The organism is Trinickia acidisoli, from assembly GCF_017315725.1.
Lineage (GTDB): Bacteria > Pseudomonadota > Gammaproteobacteria > Burkholderiales > Burkholderiaceae > Trinickia > Trinickia acidisoli.
This window is the reverse complement of sequence record NZ_JAFLRG010000001.1, coordinates 3,936,485-3,949,267: the sequence shown is the minus strand read 5'-3', so window position 1 is coordinate 3,949,267 and position 12,783 is coordinate 3,936,485. Positions and strand designations below refer to the sequence as shown.

The window sequence follows — 12,783 nt, the reverse complement described above, 5'->3', positions numbered from 1 at the left end:
GGCTGTCAGTATGTTGACGTACATTATATTGATCGATATATTGTTTTGACAACATAACCCATCAAAACGAGGCTTGACGATGCATCCCAACGTAGAGCCGTTTTTCGATACCGCCACGTCCACGTTCACCTACGTCGTGCATGCCGGAGACGGCACGCCGGCTGCCGTCATCGATTCGGTGCTCGATTACGATCCGAAGTCGGGCCGCACGTCGACGGCGTCGAGCGAGCGCGTCGTCGCCTTCGTGCGCGAGCACCGCTTGCAGGTGCAATGGCTGCTCGAAACGCATGCGCACGCCGATCATCTGTCGGCGGCGCAGTATTTGAAGCAGCAGCTCGGCGGCAAGATCGGCATCGGCGAGCAAATCCGCGCCGTTCAGCACAAGTTCAAAGGGGTGTTCAATCTGGGCGCCGACGTGTCGGAAGACGGCACCCAATTCGACCACTTGTTCAAGGACGACGAAACGTTCGAGATCGGTGCGCTGGCCGCGCGCGCGCTGCACGTGCCCGGCCATACGCCGGCCGATATCGCCTACCAGATCGGCGATGCGGTTTTCGTCGGCGATACGCTGTTCATGCCCGACGTGGGCTCGGCGCGTTGCGACTTCCCCGGCGGCGATGCGCATACGCTGTACCGGTCGGTGCGCAAGCTGTTGTCGCTGCCGCCGCGAACGCGCTTGTTCATGTGCCACGACTACCCGCCGGCGTCGCGCGTGGCGAGCTGCGAGACGACCGTCGACGACGAGCGCCGCGCGAACGTGCATCTGCACGAGGGCGTGTCCGAAGACGAGTTCGTCGAGATGCGGGTCGCACGCGATCGCACGCTCTCGATGCCGGTGCTGATTTTGCCTGCCGTCCAGGTGAACATCCGGGCCGGCGATATGCCGCCGGCCGAATCGAACGGCGTCCGTTACCTGAAGATTCCACTCAACGCGCTTTGATCGAGCGTAGGGAGCGCGGAGCGCGCTGCCCTGCCGTCAATCGCTCACTTGCGCGCGAGGCGCACGAGCGGCCGCTCGGTCGCGGTCAATCCGATCAGCCGCAAAAGCTTGCCCTGCTCGGCCGCGATGTCGGCCAACGTGAATTTATCGAGCACCTCGAAGTAGGCGCGCAACGCGCTGCCGAGCACACCGCGCAGGCCGCATGCCGCGGTGATCACGCAGGCATTGCCTTCCGTGTCGAAGCACTCGACCATGCGAAAGTCCGGCTCCATCGTGCGCACGACATCCCCGACGGTGATGCGCGAAGCCGGACGGCCGAGCTTCAAGCCCCCTGTCCTGCCGCGCGTCGTGCTCAGATAACCGGCACGCCCGAGCGCATGCACGATCTTGACGAGATGACCTCGTGCGATGCCGAGCGACGCCGAGATTTCGGCGATCGTAACGAGTTCGTCCGAGCGTACGGCCGCATACATCAATACGCGCAGGCTGTAATCGGTGAAGTCAGTGAGTCGCATAGCGCACCTATAAAGTCGATGAATTATATATCTTTTAGGCGAGCCACTGCTTGCGACGATGGATGCAACGCCGCCCCCGTAGCGAACGCGCGATCGAAACATGGATGACATGCATCAAGTTTTCGGCGCCGACCGGTTCGATAATGACCGTAGAGCCGCATCGCCGTGCGGTCATGCACGTCCACGAGAAAGCACATGTCTGCTCATTTGGCGCCACGCCGCGAGACCCCGCCGCAGGTCGAGTCGTCCGATGTCGGCCGCTTCGCCGACATCGACCTATCGGAAGCGCTGATTCGTCGCTTCGACAACGCGGGCCCGCGCTATACGTCCTACCCGAGCGCCGACCGCTTCGTGCCCGAGTTCGACGAAGCGGCCTATCGCGGCCACCTCGCCGAACGCGCGAGCGGCGCAACGCAATCGCCGCTGTCGATATACGTGCACCTGCCGTTTTGCGAGCAGCTTTGCTACTTCTGCGCCTGCAACAAGATCATCACGCGCGATCACAGCCGCGCGGCCCAATACCTCGACTACCTACTTCGCGAGATGGCGCTGGTCGCGCCTGAACTCGGCGCCGATCGACGCACGTCACATGTGCAGCAACTGCATTTGGGCGGCGGCACGCCCACGTTCTTCAGCATCGCCGAGCTGGGTCGTCTGAACGAAGCCCTGCACCGACATTTCGACTTCGCCGCGGACGCCGAACTCGGCGTGGAGATCGACCCGCGCACGGTAACGCCCGACACGCTGTCGCAGCTCGGCGCGCTGGGGTTCAATCGCACGAGCTTCGGCGTGCAGGATTTCGATCCCGCGGTGCAGCAGGCCGTCAATCGCATTCAGCCGCTCGACATGGTGGAGCGCGCGCTGGGCGCGAGTCGCGACGCCGGTTTCGAGTCGGTCAATGTCGATCTCATCTACGGCCTGCCGCGGCAATCGGTCGCGAGCTTCGACCGCACGCTAGACGAGGTCGTGCGCCTCGCGCCCGATCGCATCGCGTTGTACAACTACGCGCATTTGCCGAGCCGATTCAAGGCGCAACGATTGATCGACGCGCGCGAATTGCCGCTCGCGGAGGAACGGCTGCGAATCTTCATGCGCGCGACGCGCCGGCTGCTCGATGCGGGGTACGTTTATATCGGCCTCGATCATTTTGCGAAGCCCGATGACGAACTGAGCCGAGCGCTGCGTGACAACAGCTTGCACCGCAATTTCCAAGGCTATACGACGAGGGCCGAATGCGATCTCATCGGCTTCGGCGTTTCGGCGATCGGCAAGATCGGTCGCAGCTATTGCCAGTCGACGCGTTCGATCAAGACGTATTACGAATGCTTGGACGAAGGGCGGTTGCCCGTCGAGCGGGGCCTGACGCTCAGCGCCGACGATATGCTGCGCCGCGAAGTCGTCATGACGTTGATGTGCAGCGTGCCGCTCGACTATCGCGCGATCGAAGCGCGGCACGAGATCGAATTCGCGCGCTATTTCGAATCCGAGCTGACCGCGTTGCGGCCGCTCGTTGAAGCGGAACTCATCGAAGTGGGTGACGCCGCGATTCGCATCTTGCCGAAGGGGCGCCTGTTCGTGCGTGCCGTCGCGATGACGTTCGACAAATACCTTGCGCGACCGAGCACGGCCACGTATTCGAAGCTGATCTAGACCAAGCCGACGGAGGGCGCACATGCAAAAAGGGAAGATTCGCGTCCAGGACTTTCTGGCACGCATGCCGCTGTTCAACGAGCTTGGGGCCGACGAACTCGATCGCGTCGCGCAAGGCACCACGCAGCAACCGGTGGCGCGCAAGGAGATGGTGTTTCATTGCGGCGATGCCTGCACGGGCTTGCACGCCGTCGTGTACGGCCAGATCAAGCTCAGCGTCATCTCGCCGCTTGGTGAAGAAAAGGTCGTGCGGCTCGTCGGCCCCGGCGACAGCTTCGGCGAAGCGCTGATGTTTCTCGGCAAGCCGTATTTCGTCTCGGCCCAAGCGCTGGCCGATTCGCTGCTGTTGCATGTCACGAAAGCCGCGATCGTAAGCGAGCTGCGCGGCGATCCCGATTTCGCCTGCAAGATGCTCGCGGGCATGAGTGCGCGCTTGCACGCATTGATGCGCGACGTCGAAGCATACTCGTTGCGCTCGGGTACGCATCGTGTGATCGGCTATCTGCTTGCGCAACAGGGCGAGCCGGAGCCGGGCCCAGAGCTGGCGGGCATCCGTGTGCAACTCGAAGCGGGTAAGAAGATGGTCGCCTCGAGGCTCAATCTCACGCCTGAGCATTTTTCGCGGATCTTGCACGAGCTCGGCACGCGTGGCCTGTTGGCCATCAACGGGCGCGAGATCGTCATTCCCGATCCGTCAAAGCTGCGTGCCGCCTGCGCGTACTAAGGAAAGTTCGCGCTTGACGCGCAGATAGATGCGCATCGCGCGTGCCATGTCGACGCCGAGCCACACGCTCGAGACGCCGAACACGAACGCGGCGGGCCGGGCTAGCGCAGCGGGCCACGCGCTTGCCGCGAGCAGCATCAGCAACGCGCACAGATGCGCCCAGTATTGCCTGCGAGCCTGCGAGTCGGGCAAGACGGTTTTCATTTTCGGCACGAGCGGCGAACGCTCGTCGATCGATGCCTGCAAGTGATACCAGAGCAGGAACGGAACGATCTTGTAGAGCATGCCGTTGATCGCCGATGCGACTACCCCCACGAGCAACAGCACGCCGATCGTTACGTCGAGCGACGGCCGATGCGTTGCCGATGCGATCGCCCACGTCAGCGCACCGCAGACGATGCTGACCATCGACGTTCGCCAATAGAGCGTTGTCGTATCGGCGCCGATGCGCTTGCGACGGCCGAGCAATACGAGCGTGACGACGGCAAAGACGACGTAGCCCGCAAACGGCTGGGCGACGAACCATGGCGTGGCGGCGGGTTCGAGCGCTTGTAAGACAAAGTTCGATAACGACGCCAGCACGAGCGTCAGAAACGCGAGCGGCGCGAACGCACGAGCGAGCAGGCGAGGGTAGGGCTCGGTAACTTGAAACATCGGAATGACTTGATAGGCTATGCCAACGGTTAGGAGTCCTATCCATCCTGCCAATCCCCACGTCCAATGAAGATCGGTCAATGCGACGACCGGTACCGACATGGGCCACGTAAGCGAGACGGCCAGTGTCGCGCCGAGTGCCACGGTAACGATCAGCGCGGCCAGCGCGAGGCGAACCGCGTGCAGGATATCGACGACGCCGGGGACGGCGGCCGACGATGCACGCGCAAGGCCGATCGCGCATGCGACGACGAACCACAGGGCGGCTGCGCCACAGGCCAGTGCGGCGATCGGAAATAGTTCGGTCTCCGAACTAATGAACGCAAGCGCGAGGGCGAGCGTGCCGAACGTGAGCAGGGCATGAATGCCCGCGGCGCTTCTTCGAACCGAGGCAACGTGAACGCCGGCAACGACGGGCAGAATCTGCATCAGCGCACCCATCATGACGCTCGCGAATACCCCGAGCGTCATGAGATGGGTCGCGGCGAGCGCATACGGCGACCAGCGTGTAGCCCATGTGGACGGTCCCGCATACAGCAGCAATGCCGCGGCAAGCGACGCGAACACGGGCGCGTTCAAGAAGAATCGCAACGGTGCGCCGAGTGTGGGTGATGCGTCGAGCGCGAGATGACGCCGCATCAGCGCCGGCGCCAAATGTCGATATCGTAGCGCCCGGTGTGCGGACCGCGCACTTCGTAGTCGAAGCCGCCGCGTGTGAGCAGCGCATAGAGCGGCAACGGCTCACGATCGATGACCATGCGCAGATAGCGGCCGTCGACAAGCGTGGGCAACGCGGCGAGCACGCGCTCCATCGGTTCGGGCGGTTCGAGCCCGCATAGCGCGAGCGTAGTGTCACAAACAAGCGGTTTCATGCGCGGTTCTTCGTCGCACCTCGCCCTACACGACGCGGCGCGAATAACGGAATAAGACTTCTGGCCCACGATAGCAAAGGGCGCGGCGTGAGCCGCCATTACCCTCGTTCGCGTCGAGGATACGCTGCAAGCGAAACCCGTTCTTGACCCAAGTTAAGGTCTGCGGGGGACCGTCGCCGCACACTCTCGGATACTTCGAACGTCGTGAGGATGTCCCGTGTCAGTGCCGATGGTTGTATTCGAATCGCTGCGGATCAAAGGCAAGACGTTATTGCCGATCGTGCAGGGCGGAATGGGGGTGGGCGTCTCCGCGCATCGCTTGGCTGGAACCGTCGCCTCGCTCGGCGCGATGGGGACGATATCGAGTGTCGACTTGCGTCGGCATCATCCTGACTTGATGGTCAAGACAGCGCGTTCGCGCGATCGCGCACTGATCGATGCCGTCAATCTCGAAGCTTTGGCGCGCGAGGTGCGCGCTGCATTGGCGCTATCGGCCGGCAAGGGAGCGGTGGCCGTCAATGTGATGCGGGCGGTATCGGCCTATGCCGACTATGTGCGATGCGCGTGCGAAAGCGGCGCGCATGCCGTCGTCGTGGGAGCAGGGCTGCCGCTCGACTTGCCCGAGCTGACGGCCGAGCATCCCGAAGTCGCCTTGATTCCGATCTTGTCGGATGCGCGCGGCATCGGCCTCGTCATCAAGAAATGGATGCGCAAGCACCGGCTGCCCGACGCGATCGTCATCGAGAACCCACGCTATGCGGCCGGGCACCTTGGCGCGCCGACGCTCGACGGCGTTGCGAATCCGAGCTTCGCGTTTCCCGAGGTGATCGAGGGAACGCTGGCGTTATTCAAAGACCTCGGCCTCGAACGAGAACAGATTCCACTCATTGTCGCGGGCGGCATTCATACGCACGAGCAGGTGCGCGCACTCGTTTCGCTCGGCGCCACGGCCGTGCAACTGGGCACGCCGTTCGCGGTGACCGAAGAGGGCGATGCGCATCCGAACTTCAAACAGGCGCTCGTCGATGCGACGCCCGAGGACGTCGTCACGTTCATGAGCGTGGCGGGTTTGCCGGCGCGTGCCGTGCGCACGCCGTGGCTCGCCGAATACTTGGAGAAGGAGGCGAAGCTGCAGCGCGTGGCGAAAGCGCGTCGATGCACAGTGGGATTCGATTGTCTGCAGCAGTGCGGCTTGCGCGACGGCATCGCGAAACATGGGCAGTTCTGCATCGACCAGCGGCTTGCCTACGCGCTTGCCGGCGATGTCAAACGCGGGCTCTTCTTCCGAGGCTCCGAGCCGCTGCCGTTCGGCAATCGCATCCGTCCGTCCCGCGAGCTGATCGACTATCTGCTGACGGGCGCGATGCCTATGATCGAATCGGTTTCGACGACCGATGAGGCTTCGGCGCAATTTCATGAGGCGGCGTAATTGCCGGCGGCGATGTGAGCGGTATCTCTATGACGAACGAGCGATCCCAACAGATGGAGCTGGTGTGTCCGGCCGGCAGTTTGCCCGCGCTGAAAGCCGCGATCGATAACGGCGCCGATTGCGTCTACCTCGGGTTCCGCGATGCGACGAATGCAAGAAACTTCGCAGGCCTAAATTTCGACGAAGCCGCAATCGCGAGCGGCATCGACTATGCCCATGCGTGCGGACGCAAGGTCTTTCTCGCGCTCAATACCTACCCGCAGGCGAGCGCGTGGCCCATATGGCGCGCGGCCGTCGATCGCGCGGCGGCGGCAGGCATCGACGCGGTCATCATGGCCGATCCGGGGCTCATGCGCTACGCACGCGAACGCCATCCCGGCTTGCGTTTGCATCTCTCGGTGCAGGGTTCCGCGACGAATTACGAAGCGATCAACTTCTATCAAGCGCACTTCGGCATCTCGCGTGCCGTGCTGCCGCGCGTGCTGTCGTTGACGCAAGTCGAGCACGTGACCGAGAACACGACGGTGGAACTCGAGGTGTTCGGCTTCGGCAGCTTGTGCGTGATGGTGGAAGGGCGCTGCGCGTTGTCGTCGTATGTGACGGGCGAATCGCCGAATACGCACGGCGTGTGTTCTCCGGCCAAACACGTGCGCTGGCAGAGGACGCCACAGGGCCTCGAATCGCGCTTGAACGGCGTACTCATCGACCGCTACGCCGACGACGAGAACGCCGGCTATCCGACCTTGTGCAAAGGCCGTTTCGAGGTGGGCGACGAGCACTACTACGCGATCGAGGAGCCGACGAGCTTGAACACGCTCGAGTTGCTGCCGCGCCTCATGGGGATGGGCATACGCGCGATCAAGATCGAAGGGCGGCAACGCAGCCCGGCCTACGTGGCGCAGGTGACGCGCGTTTGGCGCGAGGCCATCGATCAATGCCGCGCGAATGCCCAGCGTTACAGCGTCAGGCCGGGCTGGATGAGCGAACTCGACAACGTTGCCGAAGGCCAGCAGCACACGCTTGGCGCTTACCATCGCCCTTGGAAATAACATGGCGCGGCTGCTGCGGCCGCCCGTCGGAGCCCCTCAGTGAAAATTGCATTAGGTCCGATTCATTACTACTGGTCGCGTATTGCGACGCTGCAGTTCTACGAAGCGATGAGCGCGACGAGCATCGACGTCGTCTATCTCGGCGAGACCGTGTGCGCACGCCGACACGAGTTGCGGCCGGCTGACTGGATCGAAATCGCGGACATGCTCGCGCAAGCCGGCAAGGAGGTGGTGCTGTCGACCCAGATCCTGCTCGAATCCGGTAAGGACGTGACGACGATGAAGGCGGTCGCGAGCAACGGACGCTATCTCGTCGAGGCGAACGACATGGGGGCTGTTCATTGCATGGAAGGCGGCGCATTCGTTGCCGGCCCTTGGCTCAATGTCTACAACGAGCCGACGTTGAACGTCTTGGCGGGGCTCGGCGCGAGGCGGTGGGTCATGCCGCTCGAAATGAGTGCCGATGCGCTGGCGCGCATGCAAGCTGAGCGGCCCGCTGGTTTGGAGACCGAAGTCTTTGCCTATGGCCGTTTGCCGCTTGCGTTTTCGGCGCGCTGCTTCACGGCGCGTAATCGAAATCTGCCGCGTGAGCACTGCCAATACGTATGCCTCGATCATCCGGACGGACTCACGCTGCGCACGCGCGAGGGGAAGCCGTTTCTCGTGCTCAACGGCATTTCGATTCAATCGGCGCGCGTCTATAACCTCGTCGATTCGATCGACACGTTGAAGCATCTCGGCGTCGACGTACTGCGCCTGAGCCCGCAATCGCAAGGCATGAGCGAGATCGTCGAACGCTTTCGGGAGGTGATCGACGATCGAGCGACGGGTGCGCAAGCGCTGGAATGTATGGGCCACTTGATGCCGGAGTCGCGCTGCGACGGCTATTGGTACGGTATGCCGGGCTTGGCGCAGCAGGGGGCGGACATGGCGCGAACGTTAAGGAGTACCGAATGAGTCAAGCTGACTATCGTGTGCCATCGGTGATTCGAGGCGTGCTCTCCAAGTTGCCCGCGTATCCGGGCTCGATTTTGTTTGTGAGTGGATTGAACGTCGTCGTCATGCCGCATCTGCCTGCCGATACGTTGACGCAACTAGAAGGCTGCACGCTGCGTATCGACGTGCGCGATGCCGGCATCGCGTTCGATTTCATCTATCGCGATGGGGCTTTTCGTGCCGCTCGGCATGAAGGGGACGTTGCGCTGACGATCGGCGCGAGCGCCTACGACTTCGTGCAGCTCGCGCGCCGCACGCAAGACCCGGACACGCTGTTTTTCAGCCGACGTTTGACGATGGAAGGCGATACGGAACTTGGGCTACTCGTGAAGAATTCGCTCGATGCGATCGATCTGTCGACGCTTTTCGTTGATCGCTTTGGACCTGTGCCTGCGTTTCGACGTAAGCATCGGTCGCCGCATTAGGGGATTCGTGGGCTTGTTTGCAAGCGTGCGGGCTGGGCCGTTTGTTCGGATAAAGAGGAAGGAGGTACGTTGATGAACAACGAACGTCGTGTGTTGCCGCTCGTCTATTCGTGTTCGGGGTGTTCGAGCGCGGCGCAGATGGCTAACCACGTGGCGGTGCAGCTCGACCGGCGCGGCGCAGCCGAGATGTCGTGCATCGCTGGCGTTGGTGGTGATGTGCCGGCTCTATTGAAGCTCGCGCACTCGGGGCGGCCGATCATCGCGATCGACGGATGCCCGCTCGCCTGCGTGAAGCATTCGCTCGCGCGGCATGAGATCGTTGCCGACGAATACGTTCAGTTGGCGGAGCATGGGGTGAGGAAGCGCTTTCATGCGGACTTCGATTTGGAACAGGCCGAGCGGGTGGTGAGGGAGGTTCAGGAGGTGGTGGAACGTCTCAATGAGCGGGAGCGCATCTCGTTGTGAGCGACGTGATGTATCTGCGAAGCGATGGGAATATGCTTAGTCGCTCGCCGAACAGTAGGTGCGTGATTTCCGCCAGGTGATCATCTTATTGCGGCATCGACCTCGTTTTGAGACCGACAGACTATTGGCGGCGATAAGTCGGGATCAGTGTCGGCAGCTACCTGTTTGGAAAGCGGACCCCCGGCTTCCTCCGATACGAGGGCTTCCAATTTGCTGACGCCCTTTCTGTTTTCCCGCGGGTGCACATCGACAAAAACGACTCACCGCCGCCGCACCTCGAAAGCCGAAAACAGATCCCGCATCCGACCGAGTGTCCGCTCGCTCGGATACCCTATGGTCTCCACGGCATTCAACGCCTCATCGCCCGACCCCTGCTTCCGAAAAATTTGCAGCACGTACTTCTCGACCCCCATCCGCGAAAGCATGCGGGCGAGCTGTAACAGCTCGATTTCCGACAGCAAGCTCGGATGCGCCGTCGTCCGACACTCGTAATCGACGCCGCTCGCCAGCAGCGTTTCAAGGCTGCGCCGAGCCGGTTCACCGCTATTGCGCACGCGCGTCACGCGCTCGTAATTCTCGAACGACGCTTTGACATCGAATCCCACCCAATCGAGCAGCGGCAACACACGCTCGAATCGGCGCACGTGCATGCCCGCACTGTGCAGTCCAATCTTGAAACCGAGCGCACGCACATCGCCAATCGCATGCGCGAGCGCCGGATCCGAAGTCGGCTCGCCGCCACTGAAAACGACCCCATCGATGAGCCCGACGCGACGCCCCAAAAAATGCATGACGTCGGGCCAACGTACGCGACCCACTCGCGTGCGTGGTTGCAAATGCGTGTTGTGGCAATAGCCGCACCGCCACGGACAACCTTGCACGAACACGACAGCCGCAAGCATGCCGGGATAATCCGTAGCCGAAAACGGCGTCACCCCGCCGACCTTGAGCTGTCTCGGTGAGGTGGCGCCGTCCAGCGCTTGCGCGATCGCCGCGTCAACCAGCAAGCGACGCCTCTTCCGTAAAGTACGTGCGCTCGTAGAACTCGCCCTTCTTGCCCGTGTTGAACGAAGAAACCGGCCGGTGATAGCCCATCACGCGCGTCCAGATCTCGCACGGCTGCCGCTCCTCGGCGCGCAACTCCAATGCGGTATCGGCAGTAGGGATCATCTCGTTCATCGTTAGGACTCCAAAGTTTCAGGTTGATCAAGTTTGCGTCGAAGCAGCGCCTCGTCGCATTTGGGACAAAACTCGTGCCTCCCGGGCAGATACCCGTGCTTGGGGCAAATCGAAAACGTCGGCGTGACGGTGACGTATGGCAGCGAGAAGCGGCTCAACGTTCGCTTGAGCAGTTCGCGGCAAGCCTCGGCCGACGAGATCGGCTCCGTCATATAGAGGTGCAGGACAGTGCCGCCCGTGTACTTGCGCTGCAGATCGTCCTGATGCTCGAGGGCTTCGAACGGGTCTTCGGTGAAGCCGACCGGCAACTGCGACGAGTTCGTGTAATACGGCATCTCGGGTGTGCCGGCTTGCAGGATGTCGGGATAGCGCTTGCAGTCTTCCTTCGCGAAGCGATAGGTCGTGCCTTCGGCCGGCGTGGCTTCGAGGTTGTACATATGCCCCGTCTCCTCCTGAAACGCGAGCATCTTCGCGCGCACGCGATCGAGCAGACGAATCGCCAACGCATGACCCCATTGCGTCGTCATATCGTGCTCGTCGCGCGTGAAGTTGCGAATCATCTCGTTGATGCCGTTTACGCCGAGCGTCGAGAAGTGATTGCGCAACGTACCGAGATAGCGCTTCGTGTAAGGGAACAAGCCATTGTCGATGTGCTTCTGGATGACGCGACGCTTGATTTCCAGGCTGTCCTTACCGAGTTCGAGTAGCGCGTCGACACGCGCCATCAGCGCCGCTTCGTCGCCCGCATGCAGATAGCCCAAGCGCGCGCAGTTCAACGTGACGACGCCGATCGAGCCCGTCTGCTCGGCCGAGCCGAACAGCCCATTGCCGCGCTTGAGCAACTCGCGCAGATCGAGCTGCAGCCGACAGCACATCGAGCGAATCATGTTCGGCTTGAGCTCGGAGTTGATGAAGTTCTGAAAGTAGGGCAAACCGTAGCGGGCCGTCATTTCGAACAGACGTGTTGCATTGGGGCTATCCCAATCGAAATCGGCCGTGATGTTGTAGGTTGGAATCGGGAACGTAAAGACGCGGCCTTTCGCATCGCCGGCCTGCATCACTTCGATATAGGCCTGATTGATCATGTCCATCTCGGCTTGCAGGTCGCCATAGCGGAAGTCCATCTCTTGGCCGCCGATCATCGGCACCTGCTCGCGCAGATCCTCGGGGCAGACCCAATCGAACGTCAAATTCGTGAATGGCGTTTGCGTGCCCCAACGCGAAGGCACGTTCAGGTTGTAGATCAATTCCTGAACGTACTGGCGCACTTCGTCGTAGCGCAACTGGTCCTTGCGCACGAACGGCGCCATGTAGGTATCGAACGAGCTGAATGCCTGCGCGCCGGCCCACTCGTTTTGCAGCGTCCCGAGGAAATTGACGATCTGTCCGACCGCACTCGACATGTGCTTGGGCGGGCTTGCTTCGACTTTGCCGGGTACGCCGTTGAGCCCTTCGGTCAGCAACGTGCGCAGCGACCATCCGGCGCAGTAGCCCGAGAGCATGTCGAGGTCGTGGATGTGCAGGTCGGCGTTACGGTGCGCTTCGCCGATCGCGGGCGGATAGACATGGCTTAGCCAGTAGTTGGCGACGAGCTTGCCCGAGATGTTGAGGATCAACCCGCCGAGCGAATAGCCCTGGTTCGCATTTGCGTTGACGCGCCAATCGCGGCGGTCGAGGTATTCGTCGATGGCCGAGGCGACTTCGACGTGGGGGGCGGTATGAGCAGAAGCCGGCGCGGGACGGCCGGCATGGCGTAGAGGGGCGGGCGTCGGTCGGCGTTCCATGCGGTTTCTCGGTTGGCACAAGATGTTGCGATATTTGCCATCCTATGCACCACATATAGTGTGGTCAACGTCGCCGGCCGACGATATTGCGTCTGCTTGAT

14 protein-coding genes are annotated in these 12,783 nt (G+C 62.0%); 8 read left to right on the top strand and 6 right to left on the bottom strand.

The features are described 5' to 3' along the window. The first annotated feature begins 79 nt into the window (after positions 1-79). Positions 80-940, top strand: coding sequence for an MBL fold metallo-hydrolase (locus tag J3485_RS18090; protein WP_206955469.1), 861 nt, complete (start codon positions 80-82; stop codon positions 938-940). Between the two features lie 44 nt (positions 941-984). Here J3485_RS18090 and J3485_RS18085 read toward each other — a convergent pair whose 3' ends face one another. Then, positions 985-1,455 (bottom strand): Rrf2 family transcriptional regulator, encoded by a 471-nt coding sequence (locus J3485_RS18085; RefSeq protein ID WP_206955468.1) that lies wholly within the window; start codon positions 1,453-1,455, stop codon positions 985-987. 195 nt (positions 1,456-1,650) lie between these two features. Here J3485_RS18085 and hemN point away from each other — a divergent pair, with 195 nt between their 5' ends. Both hemN and J3485_RS18075 read left to right on the top strand, forming a co-directional pair. Further along, entirely contained in the window at positions 1,651-3,105 is a 1,455-nt protein-coding gene (hemN, locus tag J3485_RS18080; protein WP_206955467.1) for an oxygen-independent coproporphyrinogen III oxidase, read from the top strand. Positions 3,106-3,127: 22 nt separating this feature from the next. Beyond that, the gene (locus tag J3485_RS18075; RefSeq protein WP_206955466.1) at positions 3,128-3,829 is read left to right on the top strand and encodes a Crp/Fnr family transcriptional regulator; all 702 of its coding nucleotides are present in this window, start codon (positions 3,128-3,130) and stop codon (positions 3,827-3,829) included. On the opposite strand, the gene J3485_RS18070 is transcribed toward J3485_RS18075, so the two are convergent. Continuing rightward, entirely contained in the window at positions 3,800-5,122 is a 1,323-nt protein-coding gene (locus J3485_RS18070) for a hypothetical protein (RefSeq protein WP_206955465.1), read from the bottom strand. The two genes, J3485_RS18075 and J3485_RS18070, sit on opposite strands and share 30 nt — an antisense overlap. Beyond that, entirely contained in the window at positions 5,122-5,355 is a 234-nt protein-coding gene (locus J3485_RS18065; protein ID WP_206955464.1) for a DUF2249 domain-containing protein, read from the bottom strand. Before J3485_RS18065 ends, J3485_RS18070 begins: the two co-directional genes overlap by 1 nt. A 229-nt stretch (positions 5,356-5,584) precedes the next feature. On the opposite strand from J3485_RS18065, the gene J3485_RS18060 reads away from it, so the two are divergent. The 5 genes from J3485_RS18060 (at position 5,585) to J3485_RS18040 (ending at position 9,719) form a co-directional block, all read left to right on the top strand. After that, a complete protein-coding gene (locus tag J3485_RS18060; RefSeq protein WP_206955870.1) occupies positions 5,585-6,784 on the top strand; it encodes an NAD(P)H-dependent flavin oxidoreductase in 1,200 nt (399 codons plus the stop codon). A gap of 29 nt (positions 6,785-6,813) precedes the next feature. Then, positions 6,814-7,833 (top strand): ubiquinone anaerobic biosynthesis protein UbiU, encoded by a 1,020-nt coding sequence (gene ubiU / locus J3485_RS18055; RefSeq protein ID WP_206955463.1) that lies wholly within the window; start codon positions 6,814-6,816, stop codon positions 7,831-7,833. A 39-nt stretch (positions 7,834-7,872) separates the two neighbouring features. After that, positions 7,873-8,790: a ubiquinone anaerobic biosynthesis protein UbiV gene (ubiV, locus tag J3485_RS18050; RefSeq protein ID WP_206955462.1), complete on the top strand. Its 918-nt coding sequence runs from the start codon at positions 7,873-7,875 to the stop codon at positions 8,788-8,790. Beyond that, entirely contained in the window at positions 8,787-9,254 is a 468-nt protein-coding gene (ubiT, locus tag J3485_RS18045; RefSeq protein WP_206955461.1) for a ubiquinone anaerobic biosynthesis accessory factor UbiT, read from the top strand. Before ubiV ends, ubiT begins: the two co-directional genes overlap by 4 nt. Before the next feature lie 72 nt (positions 9,255-9,326). Continuing rightward, entirely contained in the window at positions 9,327-9,719 is a 393-nt protein-coding gene (locus J3485_RS18040; RefSeq protein ID WP_206955460.1) for a putative zinc-binding protein, read from the top strand. Positions 9,720-9,979: 260 nt separating this feature from the next. Here the strand turns inward: J3485_RS18040 and J3485_RS18035 are convergent, their stop codons facing one another. From J3485_RS18035 to J3485_RS18025, 3 genes are read right to left on the bottom strand one after another with little or no spacing between them, the layout of a single operon-like run. Then, the gene (locus J3485_RS18035) at positions 9,980-10,723 is read right to left on the bottom strand and encodes an anaerobic ribonucleoside-triphosphate reductase activating protein (protein WP_374192448.1); all 744 of its coding nucleotides are present in this window, start codon (positions 10,721-10,723) and stop codon (positions 9,980-9,982) included. Then, positions 10,716-10,898, bottom strand: a complete 183-nt coding sequence (nrdD, locus tag J3485_RS29290) for an anaerobic ribonucleoside-triphosphate reductase (RefSeq protein ID WP_206955459.1) — start codon at positions 10,896-10,898, stop codon at positions 10,716-10,718. Before nrdD ends, J3485_RS18035 begins: the two co-directional genes overlap by 8 nt. Positions 10,899-10,900: 2 nt before the next feature. Next, positions 10,901-12,682 carry a ribonucleoside triphosphate reductase gene (locus J3485_RS18025; RefSeq protein WP_206955458.1) on the bottom strand — a complete coding sequence of 594 codons (1,782 nt, stop codon included), beginning with the start codon at positions 12,680-12,682 and terminating at the stop codon, positions 10,901-10,903. Positions 12,683-12,783: the final 101 nt, after the last annotated feature.